General features: G+C 73.5%; 24 protein-coding genes. 10 read left to right on the top strand and 14 right to left on the bottom strand.

Translation table 11 applies throughout. From position 1 onward, the window contains the following. Positions 1–51 precede the first annotated feature (51 nt). Positions 52–426 (bottom strand): DUF488 domain-containing protein, encoded by a 375-nt coding sequence (locus ABH931_RS12115; RefSeq protein ID WP_370112386.1) that lies wholly within the window; start codon positions 424–426, stop codon positions 52–54. Positions 427–561: 135 nt separating this feature from the next. On the opposite strand from ABH931_RS12115, the gene ABH931_RS12120 reads away from it, so the two are divergent. Then, on the top strand, positions 562–2,163 hold the full coding sequence (locus tag ABH931_RS12120; protein WP_370112387.1) for an MFS transporter: 1,602 nt from the start codon (positions 562–564) through the stop codon (positions 2,161–2,163). A 74-nt stretch (positions 2,164–2,237) separates the two neighbouring features. On the opposite strand, the gene ABH931_RS12125 is transcribed toward ABH931_RS12120, so the two are convergent. Continuing rightward, positions 2,238–3,020 (bottom strand): alpha/beta fold hydrolase, encoded by a 783-nt coding sequence (locus ABH931_RS12125; protein ID WP_370112388.1) that lies wholly within the window; start codon positions 3,018–3,020, stop codon positions 2,238–2,240. A gap of 106 nt (positions 3,021–3,126) precedes the next feature. Here ABH931_RS12125 and ABH931_RS12130 point away from each other — a divergent pair, with 106 nt between their 5' ends. Further along, a complete protein-coding gene (locus tag ABH931_RS12130; protein WP_370112389.1) occupies positions 3,127–3,666 on the top strand; it encodes a PadR family transcriptional regulator in 540 nt (179 codons plus the stop codon). Positions 3,667–3,673: 7 nt separating this feature from the next. Here the strand turns inward: ABH931_RS12130 and ABH931_RS12135 are convergent, their stop codons facing one another. Continuing rightward, complete coding sequence (locus ABH931_RS12135; protein WP_370112390.1) at positions 3,674–4,237, bottom strand: DUF6817 domain-containing protein; 564 nt, start codon at positions 4,235–4,237, stop codon at positions 3,674–3,676. 181 nt (positions 4,238–4,418) lie between these two features. Between ABH931_RS12135 and ABH931_RS12140 the strand changes: the two genes are divergently transcribed. Then, on the top strand, positions 4,419–5,345 hold the full coding sequence (locus tag ABH931_RS12140) for a LysR family transcriptional regulator (protein ID WP_370112391.1): 927 nt from the start codon (positions 4,419–4,421) through the stop codon (positions 5,343–5,345). A gap of 16 nt (positions 5,346–5,361) precedes the next feature. Here ABH931_RS12140 and ABH931_RS12145 read toward each other — a convergent pair whose 3' ends face one another. Then, positions 5,362–6,123 (bottom strand): trans-aconitate 2-methyltransferase, encoded by a 762-nt coding sequence (locus tag ABH931_RS12145; protein WP_370112392.1) that lies wholly within the window; start codon positions 6,121–6,123, stop codon positions 5,362–5,364. A gap of 53 nt (positions 6,124–6,176) precedes the next feature. Further along, entirely contained in the window at positions 6,177–6,719 is a 543-nt protein-coding gene (locus ABH931_RS12150; RefSeq protein WP_370112393.1) for a CGNR zinc finger domain-containing protein, read from the bottom strand. A gap of 94 nt (positions 6,720–6,813) precedes the next feature. On the opposite strand from ABH931_RS12150, the gene ABH931_RS12155 reads away from it, so the two are divergent. From ABH931_RS12155 to ABH931_RS12170, 4 genes are all read left to right on the top strand, one after another. After that, positions 6,814–8,043: an MFS transporter gene (locus ABH931_RS12155; protein ID WP_370112394.1), complete on the top strand. Its 1,230-nt coding sequence runs from the start codon at positions 6,814–6,816 to the stop codon at positions 8,041–8,043. 12 nt (positions 8,044–8,055) lie between these two features. Then, positions 8,056–8,574 carry a DUF664 domain-containing protein gene (locus tag ABH931_RS12160; protein WP_370112395.1) on the top strand — a complete coding sequence of 173 codons (519 nt, stop codon included), beginning with the start codon at positions 8,056–8,058 and terminating at the stop codon, positions 8,572–8,574. Positions 8,575–8,671: 97 nt separating this feature from the next. Continuing rightward, positions 8,672–9,241, top strand: coding sequence for a helix-turn-helix domain-containing protein (locus ABH931_RS12165; RefSeq protein ID WP_370112396.1), 570 nt, complete (start codon positions 8,672–8,674; stop codon positions 9,239–9,241). Further along, positions 9,238–10,509, top strand: coding sequence for an MFS transporter (locus ABH931_RS12170; RefSeq protein ID WP_370112397.1), 1,272 nt, complete (start codon positions 9,238–9,240; stop codon positions 10,507–10,509). Before ABH931_RS12165 ends, ABH931_RS12170 begins: the two co-directional genes overlap by 4 nt. Before the next feature lie 28 nt (positions 10,510–10,537). On the opposite strand, the gene ABH931_RS12175 is transcribed toward ABH931_RS12170, so the two are convergent. The 5 genes from ABH931_RS12175 to ABH931_RS12195 form a co-directional block, all read right to left on the bottom strand. Continuing rightward, on the bottom strand, positions 10,538–11,377 hold the full coding sequence (locus ABH931_RS12175) for an aldo/keto reductase (RefSeq protein WP_370112398.1): 840 nt from the start codon (positions 11,375–11,377) through the stop codon (positions 10,538–10,540). Between the two features lie 196 nt (positions 11,378–11,573). Next, complete coding sequence (locus ABH931_RS12180; RefSeq protein WP_370112399.1) at positions 11,574–13,223, bottom strand: amidohydrolase; 1,650 nt, start codon at positions 13,221–13,223, stop codon at positions 11,574–11,576. Further along, on the bottom strand, positions 13,220–14,680 hold the full coding sequence (locus tag ABH931_RS12185) for an APC family permease (protein ID WP_370112400.1): 1,461 nt from the start codon (positions 14,678–14,680) through the stop codon (positions 13,220–13,222). Before ABH931_RS12185 ends, ABH931_RS12180 begins: the two co-directional genes overlap by 4 nt. 159 nt (positions 14,681–14,839) lie before the next feature. Continuing rightward, positions 14,840–15,751: an Lrp/AsnC family transcriptional regulator gene (locus ABH931_RS12190; protein WP_370112401.1), complete on the bottom strand. Its 912-nt coding sequence runs from the start codon at positions 15,749–15,751 to the stop codon at positions 14,840–14,842. 123 nt (positions 15,752–15,874) lie between these two features. Next, a complete protein-coding gene (locus tag ABH931_RS12195; protein WP_370112402.1) occupies positions 15,875–16,510 on the bottom strand; it encodes a TetR/AcrR family transcriptional regulator in 636 nt (211 codons plus the stop codon). A gap of 126 nt (positions 16,511–16,636) precedes the next feature. Between ABH931_RS12195 and ABH931_RS12200 the strand changes: the two genes are divergently transcribed. Together ABH931_RS12200 and ABH931_RS12205 are read left to right on the top strand one after the other, a co-directional pair. Then, positions 16,637–18,127 carry an APC family permease gene (locus tag ABH931_RS12200; RefSeq protein WP_370112403.1) on the top strand — a complete coding sequence of 497 codons (1,491 nt, stop codon included), beginning with the start codon at positions 16,637–16,639 and terminating at the stop codon, positions 18,125–18,127. A gap of 41 nt (positions 18,128–18,168) precedes the next feature. Continuing rightward, positions 18,169–19,779, top strand: coding sequence for an amidohydrolase (locus ABH931_RS12205; RefSeq protein ID WP_370112404.1), 1,611 nt, complete (start codon positions 18,169–18,171; stop codon positions 19,777–19,779). Positions 19,780–19,830: 51 nt separating this feature from the next. On the opposite strand, the gene ABH931_RS12210 is transcribed toward ABH931_RS12205, so the two are convergent. From ABH931_RS12210 to ABH931_RS12220, 3 genes are all read right to left on the bottom strand, one after another. After that, entirely contained in the window at positions 19,831–20,301 is a 471-nt protein-coding gene (locus tag ABH931_RS12210) for a MarR family winged helix-turn-helix transcriptional regulator (protein WP_370112405.1), read from the bottom strand. A 73-nt stretch (positions 20,302–20,374) separates the two neighbouring features. Beyond that, positions 20,375–21,160: an SDR family NAD(P)-dependent oxidoreductase gene (locus ABH931_RS12215; RefSeq protein WP_370112406.1), complete on the bottom strand. Its 786-nt coding sequence runs from the start codon at positions 21,158–21,160 to the stop codon at positions 20,375–20,377. A gap of 143 nt (positions 21,161–21,303) precedes the next feature. Further along, complete coding sequence (locus ABH931_RS12220) at positions 21,304–21,789, bottom strand: NUDIX domain-containing protein (RefSeq protein WP_370112407.1); 486 nt, start codon at positions 21,787–21,789, stop codon at positions 21,304–21,306. 261 nt (positions 21,790–22,050) lie between these two features. On the opposite strand from ABH931_RS12220, the gene ABH931_RS12225 reads away from it, so the two are divergent. Next, positions 22,051–22,818 (top strand): GntR family transcriptional regulator, encoded by a 768-nt coding sequence (locus ABH931_RS12225; protein WP_370112604.1) that lies wholly within the window; start codon positions 22,051–22,053, stop codon positions 22,816–22,818. Positions 22,819–22,860: 42 nt separating this feature from the next. On the opposite strand, the gene ABH931_RS12230 is transcribed toward ABH931_RS12225, so the two are convergent. Beyond that, on the bottom strand, positions 22,861–23,550 hold the full coding sequence (locus tag ABH931_RS12230; RefSeq protein ID WP_370112408.1) for a TetR/AcrR family transcriptional regulator: 690 nt from the start codon (positions 23,548–23,550) through the stop codon (positions 22,861–22,863). Positions 23,551–23,607 lie beyond the last annotated feature (57 nt).

Below are 23,607 nucleotides of genomic sequence, written 5' to 3' on the forward strand. Positions count from 1 at the left end.
GCCACAAGAGGCGTCCCACATGACGGAGCGGAACCTCTTCTGCTGGATTACTCAGGCAAGACGCTCCCGCAGCACCGACGCGTGGCTGCGTTCCGGATACTTCGACGCCGTCAGCAACGTGACCGGGCCCGCCGCGACGCGCTCCGCCAGCGCGGCGAGCGCAGCCGCCGCCTCGGGTTCCGCGAGCTCCGTCAGATAGCGCGTGCGAAACCGCGCGTACGCGGCCTCGTCCTGGTCGGTGGCGTGGTACCAACGGCGCAGCTCCGTCGAGGGGGTGAGCGCCTTGGGCCAGTCGTCCAGCTCCGCGTCGGCCTTGGCCAGGCCGCGGGGCCACAGGCGGTCGACGAGAACGCGCGCGCCGTCGTCCGGCTCCGGTGGGTCGTAGACGCGGCGGACACGGGGGTTGCTACCGGCGGCGTGGGTCATGGGGGCAGTCTCGCCCGGGCAGCACGTGTCAGCCGGTACGCAGGCCATGACCCGCGCGTCGCGCGCTCCCGCGGGGTACGTACCTGGTGCTAGGGTCTGCGCGCCGAAACGAAACATCCAGGGGGAACGACGGGCATGAGTGCCACCACCGGCTTCAATTCTGACGCGGGATCATCATCCGCCGGAGGACGTAAGGGTCTCGTCCTCGCCGCCATGATCTGCGCCGTGGCGATGACCTTCATCGACCAGACCATCGTGTCGATCGCCGCACCGAAGATCCAGTCCGAGCTGCACCTGAGCGGCACCGGCGTGCAGTGGGCCATCACCTCCTACCTGCTGGCCATGGCCGCCTTCTTCGCCCTCGGCGGGCGCCTGTCCGACACGCTGGGCCACACCCGCATGGTCGTCATCGGCGTCGTCGTCTTCGCCGGCGCGTCCGCCCTGTGCGGGCTCACGCCGAACGGCTCGCTCGCGCAGGCGTGGATCATCGTCTTCCGCGCGGTGCAGGGCCTCGGCGGCGCGCTGATGTACCCCGCCGCGCTGGCGATCGTCGTCAACACCTTCGACCTGCGCTCGCGCGGGCGCGCGCTCGCGCTGTTCTTCGGCATCGCGGGCGGCCTGACCGCCGTCGGCCCGGTGCTGGGCGGCTACCTGACCGAGTGGACCTGGCGCGGCATCTTCTGGGTCAACATCCCGGTCGCCCTCATCTCGCTGCTGCTGATCGCGATCGCCCGCCCGCAGACCAAGTACCGCCCGGCGCCCATCGACTGGGTCGGCCTGGCGCTCATTGCGGTCGGTGTGGCGCTGAGCGTCTTCGGATTCCAGCAGTCGCACATCTGGGGCTGGCACAACCCGGCGATCGGCCTGTCCATCGCGGCGGGCGCGGCGCTGCTGGTGGTCTTCTTCCGCTACGAGCGCGGGCGGACCGCGCCGCTGATCGACGTGGCGATCTTCAGCAACCGGGCGTTCCTGGTGCAGTGCCTGATCCTGGGCATCTCCATGGCGGTCTTCCTGCCGATGTTCTTCTTCGCCAGCGAGTACGCGGCCGTCTCGCTGGGCCAGAACACCCAGAAGTCCGGCATCACGCTGCTCTACTTCTTCCTCGGCTTCATGGTCACCTCGCAGATCGGCGGCCGGCTGCTGGACAAGGTCGGCGCGAAGCGTCCGGTCTTCATGGGCTCGGTGATCGCCGCGGTCGGGTTCTACCTGTGGGCGAGCAAGGTCACCGCGCTCGACATGAGCCAGCTCACCTGGCCCATCGTCGTCTCCGGCGCGGGCATGGGCATGATGGTCGGCCCGTCGAACACCGACGCCGTCAACCGCGCCTCCAGCCTCTCCTACGGCGAGGCGACGGGTATCACCCAGACGGTCCGCAACTACGCCTCCAGCCTCAGCTTCGCCGTGCTCGGCACGGTGATGATCTCGATCTTCCAGTCCAAGGTCGCGGACTCGCTGGTCCAGCAGGGTGTGCCGCGCGCCGCGGCGAACAACGCGGCGGCCGCGGGCACCAGCGCCTTCAACAGCGGCGGCGGCTCGGGCAGCGGCTCCTCGGCCAAGATCCCGCTCTTCATCCAGCAGGACTTCGCGCACGGCGTGCAGTACGTCTTCTACATCATGTCCGGACTGATGGCCCTCGCCGCGCTGGTCGCGCTGGTCGGCCTCAAGGGCGGCGTCCAGGCCGCGGCGGAGTCAGGCGCTGAGCCGGAGCAGGCGCCCGTGGCGGACGCGGCCACCTGACCGGGATCTGCTTCCCGCCGAGGGGGCACGAGGCGTCACGCCTCGTGCCCCCTCGGCGTCTTCAGGGCCGCGGCTCAGCCGCGGGGCTCGCGCAGGGCCCCCGCCGTCGCCCGGACGAACGCCTCGCGGTTGTCGAGCATGATGTTGTGCCCGCAGTCGGGGACCGCCACCAGCGAGACCCCGGCCGCGGTGAGCTCCTCCGCGCGGCCCGGCGCGCCGTCCGCCTCCGGGTACAGGAACGTCCGCGGCACGCGGAGCCCGAGCAGCAGCTCCCGCATGACCGGCTCGCTCCCCCGGGCCAGTGCCACCGCACTGCGGTGCAGGCCGACCCGTCCGGCCAGCCGCATCGTGGCCCACCAGTGCGGGCCGACACGGTCGCGGACCTCACGGTGGCCGCCGGCCAGGAACTCCTCCTCCGTGTAGGTGGCGATCCCGCTGGAGCCCGGGCGTCCACGATCGGGGACCTGGGCGTCGAGGTTGGCATCGACGAGCACCAGGCGCGTGACCAGCGAGGGGTGGCGGTGCGCCAGCACGATCGCGACGGAGCCGCCCATGCTGTGGGCGACGACGTCGGCGGAGGTGACGCCGGCCGCCTCGAGCGCGACGGCGACCGCGTCGGCGTGCGCCTCCAGCGTATACGGGAAGTCCTCAGGGCGGTCGCTGATGCCGAAGCCGAGCAGGTCCAGCAGGAGGGCGCGGGGGCCGGCCAGCGCCGGATGGACCGCAGCGGCCGTGAACATCGGCCCGGAGGACGCGCCGAGCCCGTGCAGGTAGACCCGGGGGCGGCTCTCGGTGCTCCCCGGGAGTTCGATCCAGCGGATCCGGTCGTCCTTGGCGGTCACGGCTGCGTCGCGCACGGCTCCCCCACGTCTGTCGGCGTTCTCGGCCTCATGGCCTCGTTATTACCTCGTGAAGACTATACTAAGAGATCGATGTATAGCGACCATGAGGCAGAATACTCCCGTGCTGGAGTTGGCGATCCTGGGTTTCCTCTACGAGCTGCCGTTGCACGGCTACGAGCTGAAGCGGCGCGTGGCGCATCTGACCGGCCATGTCCGGCCGATCGCCGACGGCACGCTCTATCCGGCGATCAAGCGCCTGGAGAAGGCGGGTTGGCTCACCCGCCAGACGGAACCCGGCACCCGGGCCGCCCCGCGCCACACCCTCACCCTCACCGCGCCGGGCCGCGCCGAGCTGCGGCGCCGCCTGCGCGAGGCCGACGGGGTGGAGATCAGCGACGAGAACCACTGGTTCACCGTCCTGGCCTTCCTGCGTCACCTGGACTCCCCCGCCGACCAGGCCGCCGTCCTCGACCGCCGCCTCGCGTTCCTGCGCGAGCCGAGCAGCTTCTTCTACGAGGGCGACCGCCCGCTCGGCGCCGAGGAGCTCGACGACCCCTTCCGCCAGGGCCTGCTCACCATCGCCCGCGCGACCAGCGCGGCGGAGCTCGGTTGGCTCGACGCGACGCTGGCACGGCTGCGCGGGCAGACCGGGACCGACTGACGAAGGCTCAGCGGGCGCAGGGCCCGTCCGGGGCGCCGAGCTGTCGGGCCCAGGCCTCCCGGGCCGGGGCCGGGAGCAGCTCGCCCGCGCGGGCGAACAGCCCGCACAGGGCCGATCCGTAGCGGTCGGCCAGCTCGGGGTTGTGCGCGAGCACGTCGAGTTCGTTGGCGGCGGTGATCCCCCAGAACCCCCGCAGCTCCGGCTCGGCCGGGACGAACTCGCGGCCGGTGAACCGGTCGCGGAAGACGACCGGCCGCCCGCCGCCCACCTGCGGATACACGAAGCCGCGGTCGCAGCCCGCGTAGAGGCGGACGAGCGCCTCGGCCCGCTCGCCGATGAGCTCCACGAGCAGCTCGCGCTCGGCCGGTTCGACCAGCGCCTGGTCGAACCCGTCGGTCCCGTAGGCCGCGTGGCACAGGCCCGCGATCTGCACGTCCGGATCCGCACCCCACGCGTCGAGCAGCCGCGCGACGCGCAGGAGGTGGGTCAGCAGGGTGCCGCCGGGGTGCGGCAGTCGCGCCGCGCCGCGCTGCCGCAGGAACTCCGTGGCGGCGGGGGTGGACTGGTGCATCGCGCCTCCTGACGCGCCGGACGGGTCGGCACCCACCCGCCATGGATCCACCGCGTCCGGAACGGGTGGAGCCGGCGGGCGGGTTGCCGCCCTGGGCCCTGCGACGATCGTCGAGCATCCGGGAAACCCAAGTCAATCCAGGGGTTTGCTGGCACAGATCCAAGCAATACCTTGGATCACCATGACCTTGGACGACCTCCGTGTCTTCACCGCCGTCTGCCGGACCGGCTCGCTCAGCGCGGCCGCCCGCGAGCTGTCCTGCACGCAGTCCGCCGTCAGCCAGCACGTCAAGCGGCTGGAGCGGGAGGTGGGTCAGACCCTGCTCGAACGACACACCCGAGGGGTCGCGCCGACTCCCGCCGGACGCCTGCTGCAGGCGGCGGTCACCGAGGGCCTGGGGGGCATCGACGACGCGCTGCGCCGGCTCGACGAGCTGACGCAGGGCGACGCGGGAACGGTGCGGGTCACCACCGGGGCCACGACGGTCCGGCACTTCATGTCCGCGGCCGTCGCCGACTTCCGTCGGCGCTTTCCCCGGGCCGGCCTGGAGTTCCAGACCGAGACCTCGAGCCGCGGCTGTTTCGACGCGCTCGCAGCGGGCGGCGTCGACCTCGCGTGGATCACTCTCGGCCCCGCACCCGGCACCGTCGAACAGCGCGCCGTCGTCCAACTGCCCTGGGCGCTGGCCGTCTGTGCGACCGATCCGCTGGCCGGCAGGGCGTCCGTCGACCCGGGCGACCTCCAGGACGCCCGGCTGATCGGGCTCCCCAGGAACTCCACCTCCCGTCGCCAACTCGGCGCCTGGCTGACGGAATCCGGCATCACGCCCGTCTTCGACACGAGTGTCGCCGACTGGGACACCGCGATCCTGCTGGCCGAACTGGGGCTCGGTCACGCGGTCGTCCCCGTCCTGCCCGCCTGGCTGGGTCCCGACCATCCGGACCTGCGCCTGATCCCCCTCCCGGCGCTCCCCGCCCTCACCGCGGGCTGGGCGGCCCGACGCTGGGACGCCCTCTCCCCGTTGGCGCTCGCCTTCGCGGACACCGTCGCCCACCACTGCGGTCGGGGCCGCACGGCGACAGCCGTCGCCCGGCCGACGGTCGGGTGAGCCCGCAGGACAGGCGCTACGCGTCGCGGCGCCGGGCGAGGTGGACGGTCAGGTCGGCCGTCAGCTCGACCGTCTCGGGCAGCACTGCGGCGATCGCGCCGAACGCCTGCTCCCGGACGGTGGGCGGCAGTTGGAGGTAGGCCGAGACGGTGGACAGGTGGCCGAGGTAGTCGGCCGCGGGCATGGTCACCCGCCGCTCGATGACCGACTGCCGCACGTCGCAGAAGAGCGCGGAGTGCTGGAGCTCCGTGCCCGGCCACTGCATCGGTGCCGCCGGATCGGTCCCGTCGGGCGAGGGGATGTCGTCGCTCTCCAGGAAGGGCGCCCGTGCCGCCCGCACGGCCTGCGCGAGGGCCGGGTCGGCCAGTTCGAACGGCCCGCCGAACGAGGCGAAGACCCCGCCCGGCTCCAGGAGCGAGGCGACGCGGGGCCACCGGCCGTCCGGGCGGGTCCAGTGCAGGGCCGCCGCCGCGTAGACCAGCTGGTAGGTGTCGCCGGGTTCCAGGTCCTCGAACCCGGCCCGGACGGTGCGCACGTCCGGAACCGCCCTGCGCAGCTCGGTGAGCATGGCCTCGTCCGGCTCCGTCGCGGTGACCGCGATCCCGTGGGCGGCGAACAGGCGGGTCGCCTTGCCCGTGCCCGCGCCGATCTCCAGCGCGGTCCCCACCGGCCCGCCCGCGTACCCCACCACCAGGCCGAGGAGCTGGTCGGGGTATCCCGGACGGAAGCGTTCGTAGGCTTCGGCGATCGCGCCGAAGCTCAAGGCACGAGCAGTCATGCCGGGAATCCTGACATGAGCGCCGGGACCGGGACGAGCGACTTCCGGCGGCATCAGCCGGCGCGGCGGGCGCGGAAGGTGGCGGCCTTGACGCGGTTCTGGCAGGCCGTCGAGCAGAACTGGCGGCCGGCGTTACGGGAGGTGTCGACATAGACGCGGTCGCAGCGCGGTGCCGCACAGAGCCCGAGGCGGCCGGCGTAGTCGCCACCGACGGCCATGGCGAGGCCGGTAGCGCAGCCGGCGCTCCAGCCGACGGCGTAGGAGTCGTCGGCGCCGTGGAAGTGGACCTGCCAGGGCTCGCCGGGGGCGCGGTCGAGTTGCGGTCGGGCTCCGGTGTCGCGCAGCAGCGCGTTCAGCGCGTGGGCCGCGTCGTCGAGGCGGTCGGCGGCGACGGCCTCGAAGACGGTGCGCAGCGCGTGGGCGGTGGCGGCGAGGCGGTCGGCGGCGTCGCGGCCGAGGTCGGGACCGGCGTTCAGGACGGCGCGGACCGCGCCGACGCGCTCGGTGCCGACCGGGGCGAGGTAGTCGCGGCCGCGCGCCTCGCCGTCGGTGAGGGCGTTGACGAGGGCGACCGAGGCGTCCAGCAAGGTGCGCATGTGACTGTCGAACAACACTTGACCAGTTACCTCTCGCCGATCTACCGTCCTTGTCACTGACCATACTCGATTCACCAGTGACGGAAGGCATGCCGTGCGAGGTCCCGAGCCGCTCCCCCGTACGGTGCGCCTGCTGCTGCTCGCCCGCGTGGTCAACCGGCTCGGCGCCTTCTCGCTGCCGTTCCTGACCGCACTGGTCCACACCGCCCACGGCGCGAGCCTGACCACGGCCGGACTGGTCACCGCGGCCTTCGGGCTGGCGACCATCCCCTCCCGGCTCGCAGGCGGCCGGCTCGCCGACCGGGTCGGGGCGCGCACGACGATCGTGCTGGGGCTGTGCGGGTGCGCCGTCGCGCAGCTGTCGATCGCCCTCGCGGCGTCGCTGACCTGGACGGTGGTCGGCGCCGTGCTGCTCGGGCTGGCCTTCGAGCTGTACGAGCCGCCGAGCCAGGCGATCATCGCCGAGGTGGTGCCGGCGGCACAGCGGGTGCGGGCGTTCAGCCTGTTCAGCGGCGCACTCGCCGCCGGGGCGATCGGCGCCGGGCTGATCGCCGCGCTGCTCGGCCGCTGGGATCTGCGTCTGCTGTTCGTCGCCGACGCCGTCACCTGCCTGCTCTGCGCGCTCTTCGTCCGGCTGGCGCTCCCCCGCGACAAACCGCCGGGGCGACGCGCCGACACCTGTGGCACCAGCCCGCTGCACGACCGCGCACTGCTGAGCCTCCTCGCCCTGGGCACCGCCTACGCCCTGGTCAACCAGCAGACCGTGATGTCACTGCCGCTCGCACTGGCCCGCCAGGGCCACCCGGCCGCGGACGCCGGACTGCTCTTCACCGCCGCCGGCCTGACCACGGTGCTCGCCCAGCCGCTGGTCCGCGCACGCCGCCTGACGCGACTGCGCCCCGGCGTCGCCCTGGCCCTGGCCCATCTGCTGCTGGCCGGCGGGCTCGCCGGTTACGCCGTCGCGCGTTCCCTGCCCGCGCTCGTGGCCGCGTCCGCCGTCTGGAGCGTGGGGGACCTGATCGTCATGGGCCGCGCCTACGCCCTGGTCGCCGACCTCGCTCCGCCCGGCGCGAGCGGCCGCCACCTCGCCGTCTTCGGCACCAGCTGGGGCGTCGCGGCGACGCTCGCGCCGGTGCTCGGCACCCAGTTGCTCGCACACGCGGGCACGACCACGCTCTGGTCGACGACCGCCGGGCTGTGCGTGGTGCTGGCCGCCGCACACCTCCGGCTCACCCGGGACGCGCGGCCCGCCGATCCGGCCCAACCGGCCGCGCGCACACGGTCACCCCGGGCTATGGTCGCTCCGGGGGACGGGCCCGGCTGACGGGAGAGAACGTTGACCATCGCGACCGAACTGCTCACCGACGCCTTCGACCGGGTCAGGGAGGTCGTCCACGAGAGTGTCGACAACCTCACCCCCGAACAGCTCGCCTACCGGCCGGACCCCGGGGCGAACTCGATCGCCTGGCTGGTCTGGCACCTGACCCGGATTCAGGACGACCACATCGCCGACCTCGCCCAGGGCCCGCAGGTGTGGACCGAGCAGGGGTGGCACGAGCGCTTCGGCCTGCCGTTCGGGCCCGGGGCGACCGGCTACGGTCACAGCGCGCGTCAGGTCGGCGCGGTCCACGGGATCGGCGCGGAGCTGCTGCTGGGGTACCACGACGCCGTGCACGCCGCGACGCTGTCGTTCCTGGCCGGGCCGGGCATCGCGCACCTCGACCGGATCGTCGACACCCGCTGGAACCCGCCGGTCACGGCGGCGGTGCGGCTGATCAGCGTGGTCTGCGACGACCTCCAGCACGCGGGCCAGGCGGCCTACGTCCGCGGACTCCTGGAGCGCGCCCAGGGCTGAGCCGAGCCTGATCCCGCAGGGCTGAGCCGAGCCTGATCCCGAGCGGAATGGTCAAGAGTTCTTGACTGGCGGTCAAGAATGCTTGACCATAGTCGCTGTGACCGATGAACCAGACGTCTTCGAGGTCGAGACCGACGAGCAGCTCCGCGCCGTCGGCAGCCTCGCCCGCCACCGGGTGCTGCGCGTGCTGCGCGACGGCCCGGCGACCATCACCCAGATCGCCGAGCGGCTCGGCATCGCCAAGGGCAGCTCGAACCACCACGTCAAGGTGCTGGCCAAGGCGGGGCTGATCCACGTCGTGGAGACCCGCCAGGTCCGCGGGGTGACCGAGCGCTACTACGCGATCGTCGCCAAAGCGATCAAGCTGCCCCGGGCGGCCGGGGACACGACCGAGCACCTGGTCCGCCACGCGCTGGCGGACATGGAGTCCTCCCCGAACGTGGAGCAGCGCTTCGTCTCGCTCAAGCACGTGCGGCTCAGCCACGCGGCCTTCGCCGAGTTCAACGACAGACTCAGGGCACTGGTCGAGGAGTTGGCCTCGATCAGCGATCCGGGCGAGGCGGCCGCCGACCTGCTGATGGCCTTCTACCGGCCCAACGACCCGCTGGCCGCGGAGCGCACCGGGACCACCGGCACCACGCCCGAGAACGAGGACGAGGACGCATGACCGTGCGCAAGGCTCCGCTCCCGCCCTCGTTCCACCGGATATGGGCCGCCTCCGGTGTCTCCTCCCTCGGCGACGGCATCTACTACACCGCGCTCCCGCTGCTGGCCCTCGGGCTGACGCACGATCCGATGGTCTTCAGTACCGTCGAGGCCTGTGCGCTGCTGCCGTGGCTCTTCCTCGGCCTGATCGGCGGCACCCTGGTGGACCGTTGGGACCGCCGCCGGGTGCTGTGGGTGACCGACGCCGCCCGGTTCGCGCTGATGGTCGCCTTCGGGGTCGTCGCGGCCCTCGGCGCGGCGAGCATCACGGTCCTGTGCGCGACCGCGTTCCTGCTCGGCATCGGCCAGATCTTCTTCGACAGCGCCTCCGGCGCCTACCTCCCCACTCTGCTCGGGCGCGAACCGGTGGCCCTCCAGCGGGCCAACTCCCGCCTCCAGGGCGCCGGTCAAGTGGCCGAGGGCTTCGTCGGCCCACCGGTCGGCGGCTTCCTCTTCGCGCTCGGGCGGGCGGTGCCGATCGTCGTCGACGCCGCGACGTTCCTCTTCAGCGCGCTGATGATCCGTTCCCTGCCGCCCACGCCCGCCAGGCCGCGTCCGGCCGAGCGCGCCTCCGTCCTCGCGGAGGCCCGCGAGGGCGCGCTCTACCTGCTGCGGCACCGCCTGCTGCTGGGCCTGGCGCTGCGGCCCGCCGTCGGCAACTTCGCCTTCGTGGGCGTGGGAGCCGTGCTGGCCCTCTACGTGCACGACACCCTGCATCTGGCCCCCGCCCTCTACGGCGTGTTCCTGACCGCCGAGGCGGTCGGCGGCCTGTCCGGCACGCTGCTCGCGGGCCGGCTCTCGGCACGCTTCGGCACCGGCGGGACGCTGACGCTGACGGCGGCGGTCGAGGCGGTGGCCCTGCTCGGGATCGGGCTGGCACCGGGCGCGATCGCAGCGGGAGCCGGGTTCGCGGTGCTGGGCGCGGCCATGGGCGCCACCATCGTGCTCGGCGGCTCGACCCGGCAGGCGATCGTCCCCGACGCGTTGATGGGACGGGTGACCGCCGCGTCCCGCCTGCTCTCGCGCAGCGCGGGCCCGGCCGGGGCCCTGTTCGGCGGCTGGCTGGCCACCGTGGCCGGGCTGCGTGCTCCGTTCCTGTTCGGCGCGGGGGTGCTGGGCACCATGGTGGTCGTCGCGGCGCGCTTCACCAGCAACGCCCGGATCGATGCCGCCCTGACCGAGGCGGCGACCGCGCGGGAGGCGGCCGCCGCCGTCCCGGCCGCGGTCTGACGGGGCGCCGGGCTCAGCCCGGCTCGCGTCAGGCCTGACCGAGCAGGGCCAGGTCCTCCACGCTCAGGTGGAGTGCGCCCGCGGCGATGTTCTCGTCGAGGTGGGCGAGGCTCGTGGTGCCGGGGATGGCGAGGACGTGCGGGCCGCGGTGCAGCGTCCAGGCGAGGCGCACCTGGGCCGGCGTCACCCCGTGGGCGCGGGCGACGGTCAGGACGCGGGCGTCCTGCTCCTCGGTCACGGCCGCCTCGCGGCGCAGGCCCGCGACGGCGAAATACGGGACGAAGGCGATGCCCTGGTCCCGGCACAGGTCGACCATCCCGGACTCGTCGGCGCGCCGCCAGTCCAGGCTGTAGGAGTTCTGCACGCAGACCACCGGGGCGATGGCCTGGGCCTCGGCCACATGCTTCGGCTTGACGTTGGAGATCCCGAGGTGCCGGATCAGGCCGGCCTCGCGCAGGTCGGCCAGCACGCCGAAGTGCTCGGCGATCGAATCCGCGAAGTTCCGGCGCAGGTTCACCACGTCGAGGTGGTCCCGGCCCAGCTGGCGCAGGTTCTCCTCGACCTGGCCGCGCAACTGGTCCGGTCGGCCCCAGTACCACTCGCCCGCGGCGTCCCGGCCCGGCCAGACCTTGGTGGTCACGACGATCTCGTCGCGGCCCGGCCAGGTGGCGAGCGCCCGGTTGATCAGCTCGTTCGCCGAGCGGATCGGCGAGAAGTAGAACGCGGCGGTGTCGAGGTGGTTCACCCCCTGCTCGAAGGCGCGGTGCAGGAGGCGGACCGCGTGCTCGCGGTCGATCGACGTGCCGTCCGAATTGCCCAGCATGCCGTTGCCGGTCAGCCGCATCGCGCCGTAGCCGACGCGGTTCACCTCCAGATCCCCGAGCTTCCACGTTCCTGCCGCCGCCGCGCCGACCACTGCGTCCCCTCACCGTCGATGTGTCCGGTGGTGGAGTATGCCGAGGTCAGCGGGTGCGGCGACAGGGTGGGACGGCAAGGGGAACGTCACAGGCGGATCGGGAACGAGTCGTTGGATCCCCGCCGTTGGACCTGGTGAGAAGAGCGCGTCAGGCGCGCCGCACGACGACCTCGCCACCCACCGTGGACAGGTCCACCACGGTGTCCAGGATCTCGCGCGGGTCCTCGATCGCGAAGAGGTCCCGGGAGAGCAGCACGAGGTCGGCCTGCTTGCCCACGGTCACCGAACCGAGGCGCCGCTCCAGGTGGTTGGCCCAGGCGCTGCCCATGGTGTAGCCGTGGATCGCAGTGGCCAGGTCGACGGTCTCGTCCGGCATCCACGCCGGACCGCCGGTCAGGCCCTGGCGGGTGACGGCGGTGAACAGGCCCACCATCGGGTCCATCTCCGCCACGTTCCAGTCGCTGGAGAAGGCCAGCCGCGCACCCGAGTCGCGCAGCGTCCGCATCGGCCACGCCTTGGTCCAGCGCTCCTTGCCGACCGCCTCGGCCCAGTCCTGGCCCGGCCCCGCGATGTCCGGCGCGCAGTGCCGGGGCTGCATGCAGGCGACGACGTCGAGCTGCGCGAAGCGCGGCACGTCGGCCGGGTCCAGGCACTCGACGTGGACGACCTGGTGGCGGGCGTCGCGCGGGCCGTTGACCGTGCGGGCGTACTCGAAGGCGTCGAGCACGGTGCGGATCCCGCGGTCTCCCGTGGCGTGGACGAAGAGCTGGAAGCCCGCCGCGTCCAGCGCGGCGACGGTCTCCGCGAACTCGGCCGGAGGGTAGAAGGTCTCGCCCCGGTGGTGGGCGTGGCCCGCGTACGGCTCCAGCAGCGCCGCCGTGTGCGGCTCGACGACGTCGTCGATGTAGAGCTTGAGAGGGCCGACCCGCATCCGGTCGCCGTCGTGGCGGCGGGCAGCCGCGGCGAACTCGGCGAGGTCCGCCTCGCCCGTGCCGCGGGGGTGGAAGAGCGCCGCCACCAACCGGGACCGCAGCCGGCCCTCGGCCTCCGCCCGCTCGAACAGCTCCAGGTCGTCGAGGGAGTTCTGCGGCTCGACGACGGTGGTGATCCCGTACTCCGCCGCCATGTCCAGGCTGCCGCACAGCCGTCGGTACTGCCGGTCCGGGTGCGCCCACGGCACGCCCGCCGCGCGCAGGGCGCGGTGTCCCTCGCGGGAGAGGCCGCGGACGGCGAAGTCGGTCAGGAAACCGGTCGGCTCGCCGGTCTCCAGGTGCTTGGCCACAGTGCCGTAAGGGGTCTGCTCGACGCTCGCGTCGATCCCGAGGCGGCGCAGGGCGGCGGTGTTGAGCCACGCGGTGTGGACGTCGTAGCTGAGCACGAAGGCCGGGAGGTCGCCGGTGAACGCGTCGAGGTCGGCGGCGGTGGGCATCCGGCCGTCGGGGATCGCGGAGTAGTCGAAGGCCTCGGCCTCGACCCACTCGGCGTCCGGGTTCGCCCCCAGCCAGGCCGAGATCCGGGCGCCGATCTCCTCCAGCGTGCGGGCGCCCGCGAGCTGGACGCAGGCGGAGTCGGAGCCGAGGCGCACGTGGTTGTGGGCGTCGACGAACCCGGGCAGCAGCAGCCGGCCGCGGGCGTCGACCACCTCGGTCTGCGGACCGCGCCAGGCGGTCCAGCCGTCCTCGGCGCCGACCCAGGCGATCTCGCCGTCGCGGACGGCGACGGCCTCGGCGCGCGGCAGGTCCGGGTCGACGGTGTGGACGTGGGCGTTGTGGACGATCAGGTCGGCGTGGCGGATCACAGGAACTCCGAGCGTGCGGTGCTGGCGGTGCTTGCGGTGAGCGGGCCGGCGGCTGCGGGGGCGTCGGCCTCCGCCGGGCGCTCGTCGGCGGGGAGGCTGAGCTGCCAGTGGGTGGCGGCACGGGGGCGCAGGTAGCAGAGCCAGTAGAGGGCTCCGACAGCCAGCACCACACCGGTGATGATCAGGTCGTGCGCGGTCTGCTGGGTGAGCACGTAGGCCAGCGAGGCGACGGTGACCACCGGCGCCACCGGCCACAGCGGCATCCGCCAGGCGCGGGTGGCGCGGTGACGCCGGGTGCGCGCGGTGAGCGCCGCGACGCCCAGCAGCAGGTAGATGACGGCGACGACGACTCCGGTGAAGCCGAGCAGCTGGTTGATGTCGACGGCGAGTGCGAGGACGACGCCCGGCAGCCCGATGCCCAGGGTGGCGACCCACGGCGAGCCCCAGCGCGGGTGGATCCGTCCGAGCGCGCGGTTGACCGGGTCGGGCCAGGTGCGGTCGCGGGCGGAGGCGAAGAGCACGCGGCCGTTCTGCAGCACCATGACGATGACGGCGTTGAGGATCGCGGCGGCGATGCACAGGCTGACGAAGGTGCCGACGCCGGTGCCCGCCCAGGAGTCGACGATCGCGACGAGGTCACCCGCGGCGAGCTGGTCGGGCGAGCTGACGCCCAGACAGATCGCGGTCACTGGGACGGTGATGACGACGACACCGGCCAGCAGCGACCACAGCACGGTGCGGGCCACCGAACGGCGCGGGTCGACCAGGTCCTCGGAGAGGTAGATCGCGGTGCCGAAGCCGTTGTAGGTGAACAGCGCGACCGCGAGGCCGGAGACCAGCAGGGCGACGGTCAGCGGTGAGGTGTGACCGTGGCCGTCGGGGACGCCCGCGTGCAGCAGCGAGGACAGCGGCTGCTTGGCGTGCGCGAAGCCGAGCACGCTGACCAGCCCGGCGGCGAGCACCTCGATGCCGAGGAAGATGCCGGTGATCAGGGCGTTCGACTTGATGTCCAGCACGCCGACGCAGACCGAGATCAGCATGACCACCGCGCCCGCGTAGCGGGCGTCGACGTGGACGATCGAGCCGATGTAGGCGGAGGTGCCCAGCGCGATGATCGGCGGGATCACCACCAGCGAGACGATCGAGATGACGAAGACCAGCCAGCCGGTCATCCGGCCGAGCAGCTGTCCGACGATCGAGTACTCGCCGCCGGCGCTCGGCACCAGCGTGCCGAGCTCGGCGTAGCAGAGGCCGACGCCGAGCGAGAGCACGGCGGCGATGACGAGGGCCTGGACCGTTCCGCTGCCGAGCGTCATGAGCAGCGGCGGGACGACGATGAAGAGCGAGGAGGCGGGGGTGACGCAGGAGAGCGTCAGCATGACCGCGCCGAAGACGCCGAGGGATCTCGGCAGTTCCGCGGCGGCGGCAGGGGGTGAGGTGGGGCTGGGGGACGTCATCCGTATCGGGCTCTCTGCTGGACGCGGACGGGGTGGTCCGGCCATTAGAGGGCAGGCGAAAAGACGGCGTCAAGGCTGGTCAGAGATGGATTTGCAGGTCGACAGCCATGACTTGGGCGATTCATTTGCCGCCCCGCTCCACTGCCATGGAAGGGCCCGTCAGACCGGCGAAATCTGGGCGTAGTCCTCCTTTGCGATCTCCAGGTGGACCCAGCTCTCCGAGCGCACCACGCCGCGCAGCGCGCGCAGCCGCTCCAGGGTGTCCAGCAGCCGCCCACGGTCCGGCGCGTCCACGCCGCAGACCAGGTCGAACCGGCCGTGGCCGGTCATGACGAAGTTGACGCCCTCCAGCGCGGCGGCGGCGCGCGCGACGGGCGCGGCGGCGCCGTCGACGCCCAGCCCGATCCCGGCGGCCTCCCGCACTCCGACCGCGGCGGAGGCGACCAGGCCCGTCACGTGCACCGCGCGCGACTCGATCAACCGCAGCACGCGCGCCCGGGTGGCCGCCTGGGAGAGGCCGACGCGCTCGGCGAGATCGGTGTAGCTCATCCGCCCGTCGCGTTGGAGCAGCGCGAGCAGCGCGCGGTCCCGGTCGTCCGGCGGCGCGGCCGCGGACGAGCGGGGCGGCACTTCGGGACCCGCCGAGGAGTACGCGTCCTTGACCAGCTCGACGCAGCGGAACACCTCGATCCCGCGCACACCGGGCACGGCCCGGATCGCCGTCAGCTCGCCGTCCAGCGCGGCCGCGTCCCGGGCCCGCATGTCCGCGACGAGCTGGCGCCGGCCGGCGGTGCGGGACAGGAACATCACCGCGTCCCGCCCGGCGAGCGCCCGCGCGACCACGGCACTGTCGCCGGCCACCTCCACCGAGACGTGCGCGAGCGCGCCGAGCCCCAGCACGTCCGGTGCGACGATCCCGACGACCCGCACCTCCCGCCGCTCCAGCAACCGCGTCACGCGCGCCCGCGCGGCCTCCCGGGAGATGCCCGTCTGCACGGCGAGCTCCTGGAAACTGACGCGTCCATCCCGCTGCAGCGCGGCAACGAGTGCCGCGTCAGTGGCGTCCAGCATGGGCAACTCCGTTTCGGATCTGCTCCTCCAGGCAGTTGCACTACCCAGGGGCGCGGGGAACTGCGCGAGTAGCCACCCACATGCGGATGGTCAGCAACGCGCGGGGCATCCGCACGCCGGTGGCTACTCGCGCAGTTCCCCGCGCCCCTGGGGTGAGTGCAACGTCCCTCTGACGTGATCGAGGAACGCCTGCAACGCGATCTCGAAAGCCTGGTCGGCACGGCCAGGGCCCGGCGCGGCCGAGAGCGCCTGGGCCAGCAGCGGCGTGGAGCCGTCCGGGGCCGGCTCCCACATGACCTCCGGTGCCGCCAGGTCCAGCGCGGAGCCGAGGACGATGTTCTCCAGGGCCGTGATCACCGGCATCACCGACGGGAGTGCGAACCCCGCGGCCAACAGCACGGCCACGCCGCGCTCGTACTGCGCCAGCACCTCCGGCGCGTTGATCTGGGAGGTCGTCAGCAGCGGGATGGCGCGCGGGTGCGCGGCGAACGCCGCGCGGTAACTGCGGGCCCAGGCCTCCAACGCGGCGTCCCACGGCCGGAGGTCGAGCGTCGTGGCGTCGATGTCCTCGGCGATGCGGACCCGCAGCAGTTCGACGATCCCGGCGCGGCCCTCGACGTGGTGGTAGACGGAGGCGGTCTGCACGCCGAGCCGACGGGCGATCTTGGGCACGCTGAAGTCGCCCTCCGCGTCGACGAGGTCGAGCGCGGTCGCGGCGATCCGCTCCCGGTCGAGCAGGGCCTTGCTGGGGCGCCCCATGGCGGATCCCCTCCGCGTGATCGAGAGATTCGGGTCTTCCCAGAGGGTAGCCGCGCGGTCTAAGGTGCCGAAACCATCAGCCTTTAGGTTTATGGCTGTCGCCGCAGAAAGGCAGGCACCACCCCCATGACCGACACAACACCGCCCCCGGCACCGACCCTGCGCCGGGGCACCCTCGGTACCGCCGACATCGCCTTCTTCGTCGTCTCCGCCGCCGCCCCGCTGACCGTCATGGCGGGCGTCGCCCCGCTGGCGCTGCTGGTCGGCGGGATCGGGGCGCCCGCCGCCTATCTCGCGGCGGGCATCACGCTCGCGGTCTTCGCCGTCGGCTTCACCACCATGAGCCGGCACGTCCGGCACGGCGGCGGCTTCTACGCCTACATCACCCGCGGGCTCGGCCGTCCGGCCGGCTTCGGCGCGGCGCTGCTCGCCCTGCTCGGCTATCTGGCGATGAACATCGGCGTCTACGGCCTGCTCGGCTCCGCCACGCACGACACCCTGCGGTCACTCGTCGGCTGGAACGTGCCCTGGCCGGTCCTGGCCCTGCTCGGCGTCGCGGTGATCTGGTTCGGCGGGTACCGGTCGATCGACTTCGGGGCCAAGGTGCTGGGCGTGCTGCTGCTCTCCGAGACCGCGATCCTCGTCCTGCTCGCCGTGGCCGTACTGGCCAAGGGCGGCGCCCACGGCCTCTCGCTGAGCTCCTTCGCGCCGAGCCGGATCAGCGCCGGCGGCATGCCGGGCGTGCTGGCGATGGCGTTCGCCGCCTTCACCGGGTTCGAGTCGACCGTGATCTACCGGCGCGAGGCCAAGGACCCGGCCCGGACCATCCCGCGCGCCACCTACATCGCCGTCGCGTTCCTGGGCCTGTTCTACGCCTTCATCGTGTGGACCATCATCCAGGCCTACGGCGACAAGGACGTGGTGGCGGCCGCCGCCAAGGACCCGACAGGCCTGTTCTTCTCCGCCATCGGCAGCTACGTCGGCCCCTGGGCCGCCGACGTGATGCACGTGCTGATCGTCACCAGCCTGCTCGCCTCGCTGCTCGCCTTCCACAACGCCACCAACCGCTACGGCCTGGCCATGGCCGAGGAGGGCGTGCTGCCCGCCGCGCTCGGGCGGATCCACCCGAGGCACCGCTCCCCCTACGTCGCCGGTGTCGCCCAGAGCGTGCTCGCCGTCGTGGTCGTCGTGGCCTTCGCCGTCGCCGGGGCCGACCCCTACACGCAGCTGCTGCTGTGGGTGAACACCCCCGGCATGCTCGCCCTGGTCGCGCTGCAACTGCTGGCGGCCGTGGCCGTGCCGCTCTACTTCCGGCGCGTCACCCACGGCGAGGGCGTCCTGCGCACCGTCGTCGCCCCCGCCGTCGCGACGCTGCTGCTGGGTGCCGCGCTGTGGCTGGTGATCGCGAACGTCGGCCTGCTGACCGGCGCCTCCGCGACGGTGAACCTGACACTCGTCCTGATCGTCCCGGCGGCGTTCGCGCTGGGCCTGGGCTACGCGCTGCGGGTGCGCGCGGGGCGGCCCGGGGTGTACGCGCGCTTCGCGGCGGAACCCACCGAGGAGACCGCACCCGACGCCGCGCCCGCCCCCGAGGCCGAACCCGCCGCGACCTCCTGAGCCGCCCTCTCCCCAGCCTTCCCTCACCCAAGGAGACACCCTTGTCCTCCGCGCCCGACACCGTCGTCCTCGCCGCACGGATCCACACCCTCTCCCCCGACCCTGCCCCCGGCTCGCCCGTCACGGCCGTGGCCGTCAAGGACGGCCTGATCACGGCGGTCGGCGACGCCGCGCAGGCGCGGGCGTGGCGCGGCAAGGACACCGAGGTGATCGACCTCGGCGACGCCACCCTCACGCCGGGCCTGACCGACGGTCACAGCCACCCGGTACTCGGCCTCGACCTCGCCACCGGCGCCGACCTGAGCGCCGTCCGCGACCTGGACGGCCTGCGCGCCGCGCTCGCCGCCGCGCCGCGCACGGACGGGTGGGTGATCGGCTGGGGCCTCGACCACAACGTCTTCGGCGGCCGACCCGTCCACCGCGAGCTCCTGGAGGCGGTGCTCGGCCCGGACACCCCCGCGTTCGTCCGCCTCTACGACGGCCACTCCGCCCTGGCCAGCGGAGCGGCGCTGCGCCTGGCCGGCGTCGACGGACCGCGCGCGTTCGCGCAGCGCGCGCTGGTCGTCTGCGAGCCGGACGGCACCCCGACCGGCCACCTGATCGAGCACGCCGCGATGGACCTGGTCGTCGACGTCATGCCGCGCCGCCCGCTCGCCGAGCGCCGCGAGGCGCTGCTCGCGCTGCTGTCCGGCATGGCCGCGACCGGCCTGACCGGCGCGCACGTGATGGACGCGGGCGGCGACGTGCTGGAGCTGCTGCGCGGCGTCGAGGCGGAGCGGCCGCTGCCGTTGCGCCTGCGGCTGGCCCCGTGGTGCATGCCGGGGACCGACAAGGAGGGACTGGCCGAGCTGATCGCGCTTCAGCGCGAGGCGGGCCGCAACTGGCTGGTCGGCGGCGTGAAGTTCTTCATGGACGGCACCGTCGAGGGCGGCACCGCGTGGCTGGAGCACCCGGACTGCCACGGCCAGAGCCGAGACAGCTTCTGGCTCGACCCGGCCGCCTACTCCGAGGCCGTGCACCACCTGCACGCCGCGGGCGTGCGCACGGCCACCCACGCCATCGGCGACGCGGGCGTCCGCCACGTCCTCGACACCGTCGCCGCGCTGGGCACGGAGGGGCGGATGCGGCACCGCGTCGAGCACATCGAGACCCTCCCCTACGCCCAGGCCGCCCGCTTCCGCGAGGCCGGCGTGATCGCCTCGATGCAGCCCACGCACTCCGCGTACACCCGGGCCGACCACACCGACCAGTGGTCCCAGCGGCTCGGCACCGAGCGAGCTGAGCGCGCCTGGATCTGCCGCAGCCTGCGCGACGCGGGCGCGGTCCTGGCGCTCGGCTCGGACTGGCCGATCGCCCACTTCGACGCGCGCGGCATCCTCGCCTACGCGCAGTTGCGCCGTCACGCGGGCACCGACACCCCGCCCGTCGCCGTGGACCAGGCGCTCACCCCGCTGATGGCGCTGGAGGGCTTCACCACCCACGCCGCGATCGCGGCGGGCGAGGCGGAGACGACCGGCCGCATCGCCCCGGGCCTGCGCGCCGACCTCACCGCGTTCACGCTCGACCCGCTCACGGCGGACCCGGACGAACTGGCCGAGGCTCCGGTCGCGCTGACCATGTCGGACGGGGTGGTGACCCACCGGCAGGGTTGATCACCACCGGCGGGCCCGGGCAGCCACGGCACACTGGCTGGCGCGGTCGGTCTACGGGCGGGGCCAGGGGCGGCCGTCGATGTGCTCGATGGAGGCGTTGAAGCGCTTGAGATAGTCCGCGAACGCGGCGGCGTCCGCCGGGTCCCAGCTCGCGAGGACCTTGTCGAGGCCGGAGACCAGTTCGGCGCGGGCCTCGTCCAGGCGGCGGGTGCCCTCGGCGGTGATGCGGAACTTGCGGGCCATGCCGCCGTCCATGTCCGGGATGCGCTCGGCGAGGCCTGCCGCGACCAGCGCGGCGGTCTGGCGGTTGAGGGTGGAGGCGTTCAGGCCGAAGGCCTCGCTCAGCTGGCCGATGGACATGGGCCCCTGGCCCTGGAGGCGGCTGAGCAGGATGTACGCGCTGCGCTCCAGGTTCGCGCTGGTGCGCTTGCTCGGCGCACCCATGTGGACGTGCCGGCCGAGCACCATCATCTCGTACTCGATCAGTTCCGTGGGCCTGCCCGGCGTCCCCGCCTTGTCCATCGCGCCCGTCTCCGATTCCTCGTCCCTGCAGGTCAGTATCTCAGGACCGGAAGGGGTCGGGCGGCGCCGCCGCTCAGCGGGCCAGGTAGCCGCCGTCCACGGGCAGGACGACGCCGGTGACGAACGAGGCCGCGTCCGAGGCGAGGAAGGCGATGGCGCGGGCGACCTCCTCGGGGCGGCCCAGACGGCCGAGGGGGTGGGCCCTGGCCATCTCCTCCAGGTACTCCGGGCCGCCCGGCTCGTCCTGGAGGGCGCGGACGCGCTCCGTGGTGATGGTGCCGGGCGCGACCGCGTTGACGCGGATGCCCCGGGGCGCCCACTCCACCGCCAGGTGCATGGTGAGACCGGAGGCGACGAACTTGGCGGGACCGTAGGCGGCCTGCCGGGCCTGGCCGGCCAGGCCGGAGATCGAGGAGACGCAGACGATCGCGCCGCCGCCGTCGGGCGCGCCGGTCGACAGCATGGCCTCGATGGCGTACTTGCAGGTCAGGAACATGCCGCGACCGTCGACGGCCATCACCCTGTCCCAGTCCTCGGGGCCGGTCTCCAGCACGTCGGAGAGCGGGAGGATGCCGGCGTTGGCCACCGCGACATCCAGCCGCCCGAAGGACGCGACCGCCGCGTCCACCATCCGCTGGCCGTCCGCGGGGACGGACACGTCTCCCACGACGGGCACCAGCCGCCCGGGCGCCTCCTCGGCGGCGAGCCGCTCGCCGAGCCGGGCCAGGCCCGCCTCGTCCACGTCGGAGCCGACGACGAGGGCACCCATCCGCACGAACAGCTCCGCCGTCGCCCGCCCGATCCCGCTGGCCGCACCGGTCACCAGACACGACCGCCCCGTCAGCTCCACCAGCGTCACCGCACCGCTCCCTCGCACGCCGCCGGCCATCCGGCCGTCCGGCCGTCCTTCGCTCAACGAACCAGGCCGGGGGCGCGGTGCGGGGAGACGAGGGTGATCGACACGCAGGGGTGTTGACGCAGGGTCAGCCGGCCCGCACAGCGCTACGGCTCCCTGCCGTCGTTCAGGTGCAGTACTGTCCCCGCCGTGCGGGCGCGCCAGACCGAGGCGAACCAGTCGCGCTGCTCGGGCTGGAGGTGGGACTGCCAGGCGGCGAAAGGGCGCCACTCGGCGCGGTCGTGCTCGGAGCTCAGGACGACCGGGGTGTCCGGCGGGACGTGGCCGGCGTCGAAGCAGAAGTCGATGACCGGCGGCCAGCCGTCCGCCGGCGAGCGGTAGTCCACGGCCCGCAGGCGCGGCACCCGGGGCAGGGCGATCCCGCTCTCCTCGAACGCCTCGCGCACCGCGGTCTGGTGCGGCCGCTCGTCCGGGTCGGCGAGCCCGCCGGGCAGTTGCCACCAGGGCGGGTGGCCGGGGTAGCCGTGCGCCTGGTGCAGCATCAGAATGCGGTCGGCCGGATCGGTGACCAGGACGCACGCCGACATGACGTGCCTGGGGAGCCGGGCGGCGAACTGCTCCGGTGCCAGCATCGTGGGCTTCCCTCCCTGCACTGGGTCTGCCGGTTCCGCCAGTATCGGCGCCCGACCCGGGCCGGAGGCGACGCCGTCCGCGCGGGTCGGGCGGGACCTGCCGGGGTGCGGGCGCACCCGGAGGGCGCGCGGGGCGACGCGCAGCGCTCCGGCGGCGCGGGACGGGTGGCGCGGAGAGGAGAGGACGCCTCGGCTAGGCTCGCGGCCGTGAGCAGCATGCCCGTCGAACCGCAGCCCGTGCCCTCGCCGCCGGAACCGCGCGTGGATCCGCCCGTGGATCCGCCCGCGACGTTGTCCGCCGTGCGGGCGGGCGTGCCCGAGCACGGGCGGCCGCCGAAGTACTTCCAGGTGAAGCAGAAGATCGACGCGGTCCTCGACGAGCTGGGGCAGGGCACTCCGCTGCCCACCGAGCGGGAGTTCGCCGAGCGGTTCGGCGTGTCGCGGATGACGGTGCGGCAGGCGATCCGCGAGCTGCGCCTCGAGGGGCGGGTCCGGCGCAGCGGGCGGTCGACGGTGGCGGCCGGGCCGAAGATGGTGCAGCCGCTGATCCTCGCCAGCTACACCGAGGGGGTGCGCCGACAGGGGCGCAGCCCCGGACGTGAGCTGGTGGTGTTCGAGCGGATCGCCGCAGACGAGGCGCTCGCGGCGGGGTTGCAGGTGACGGTCGGCGCACCGGTCATCCATCTGGAGCGGGTGCTGCTGGCGGACGCCGAGCGGGTCGGCCTGGAGAGCACCTACCTGTCGGCGGACCGGTTCCCGGCGCTCGCGGACGACTTCGACCCGCGCACCTCCCTGTACGCGTACCTGCGCGCGGCGGGTGTGGTCTTCGCCGACGCGGACGAGCGGATCGAGACCGTGCTGGCCTCCCCCCGCGAGGTGCAGCTGATCGGCACCACCCCGGCGCTGCCGATGCTGCTGCTGAACCGGGTGACCCGGGACCGCGACAGCCGGCCCGTCGAGTGCGTGCGCTCGCTCTACCGCGGCGACCGGTTCAGCTTCACCGCGCACCTGACGGCGGACGAGGCGTAACGCCCGCCGGGTCCGCCGGGTCCACGTCGTAGCTGAGGTCGGTCATCCTCGGGCCCCGGGCAGCGTTCCGGCCACCCCGTCGACCACCTGCCCGACCACCGGCCCGACCACCGGAGTGCGCCACAGGGAGGCGACCAGTCCGCGCACCGTGGCGCGGAAGAGGGCGTCGAGATCCGGCGCGGCGGCGAACGCCGAGGCCAGGGCGGGATCCTGCTCGGCCGTGGCAGCGGTCCACAGGTCGGGCTCGCCCGGGTGCTGGGCGGGGGCACGTTCGCGGTTGCGTTCGACCAGGACGAAGCCCACGACCTGGAACTGCAGGGCCCGCACCGCCTCCGCGGCGGCCACCCCGCGCAGCCCGGCGGCGTGGGCCTCGTGCACGAGGGCGCGCTGCGCGGGCAGCATCATCACCTCGGTCAGGCCGCGCTCGTGCACCAGGGCGATCAGGTGCGGGCGGGCCCGCAGCTTGCGGCGCAGGGCGAGCGCGACGGACTCGGCGCGCTCGGCCGGGGTCCGGCCTTCGGCGCGGATCTCGCCCATCTCCTTGACCGTCCGGGTGACCAGTTCGTCCAGCAGGGCCTCGCGGTTGCCGACGTGCCAGTAGATCGCCGTGACCGCGCAGCCCAGCTCCGCGGCGAGCCGGCGCATCGTCAGCGCCCCCGGGCCGCCGGCGCGCACGAGGTCGGCGGCGGCGTCGAGCACCGCGGTGCGGCTGAGTCCGTCCTTCACCGTCATCGCCGGGCGCCCCTTTCCGATGGACAGCCAATTGTGCACTGACGCGCCACAGATGGG

This window comes from Streptacidiphilus sp. MAP12-33, assembly GCF_041261265.1.
In the GTDB taxonomy this organism is placed as follows: Bacteria; Actinomycetota; Actinomycetes; order Streptomycetales; family Streptomycetaceae; genus Streptacidiphilus.

What these genes read in the sequence shown, in the direction of transcription:
- ABH931_RS12115 (WP_370112386.1), bottom strand. Translation starts at nt 426, where the DNA reads ATGACCCACGCCGCCGGTAGCAACCCCCGTGTCCGCCGCGTCTACGAC.
- ABH931_RS12120 (WP_370112387.1), top strand. Translation starts at nt 562, where the DNA reads ATGAGTGCCACCACCGGCTTCAATTCTGACGCGGGATCATCATCCGCC.
- ABH931_RS12135 (WP_370112390.1), bottom strand. Translation starts at nt 4,237, where the DNA reads ATGCACCAGTCCACCCCCGCCGCCACGGAGTTCCTGCGGCAGCGCGGC.
- ABH931_RS12140 (WP_370112391.1), top strand. Translation starts at nt 4,419, where the DNA reads ATGACCTTGGACGACCTCCGTGTCTTCACCGCCGTCTGCCGGACCGGC.
- ABH931_RS12145 (WP_370112392.1), bottom strand. Translation starts at nt 6,123, where the DNA reads ATGACTGCTCGTGCCTTGAGCTTCGGCGCGATCGCCGAAGCCTACGAA.
- ABH931_RS12150 (WP_370112393.1), bottom strand. Translation starts at nt 6,719, where the DNA reads ATGCGCACCTTGCTGGACGCCTCGGTCGCCCTCGTCAACGCCCTCACC.
- ABH931_RS12170 (WP_370112397.1), top strand. Translation starts at nt 9,238, where the DNA reads ATGACCGTGCGCAAGGCTCCGCTCCCGCCCTCGTTCCACCGGATATGG.
- ABH931_RS12185 (WP_370112400.1), bottom strand. Translation starts at nt 14,680, where the DNA reads ATGACGTCCCCCAGCCCCACCTCACCCCCTGCCGCCGCCGCGGAACTG.
- ABH931_RS12190 (WP_370112401.1), bottom strand. Translation starts at nt 15,751, where the DNA reads ATGCTGGACGCCACTGACGCGGCACTCGTTGCCGCGCTGCAGCGGGAT.
- ABH931_RS12195 (WP_370112402.1), bottom strand. Translation starts at nt 16,510, where the DNA reads ATGGGGCGCCCCAGCAAGGCCCTGCTCGACCGGGAGCGGATCGCCGCG.
- ABH931_RS12200 (WP_370112403.1), top strand. Translation starts at nt 16,637, where the DNA reads ATGACCGACACAACACCGCCCCCGGCACCGACCCTGCGCCGGGGCACC.
- ABH931_RS12210 (WP_370112405.1), bottom strand. Translation starts at nt 20,301, where the DNA reads ATGGACAAGGCGGGGACGCCGGGCAGGCCCACGGAACTGATCGAGTAC.
- ABH931_RS12220 (WP_370112407.1), bottom strand. Translation starts at nt 21,789, where the DNA reads ATGCTGGCACCGGAGCAGTTCGCCGCCCGGCTCCCCAGGCACGTCATG.
- ABH931_RS12230 (WP_370112408.1), bottom strand. Translation starts at nt 23,550, where the DNA reads ATGACGGTGAAGGACGGACTCAGCCGCACCGCGGTGCTCGACGCCGCC.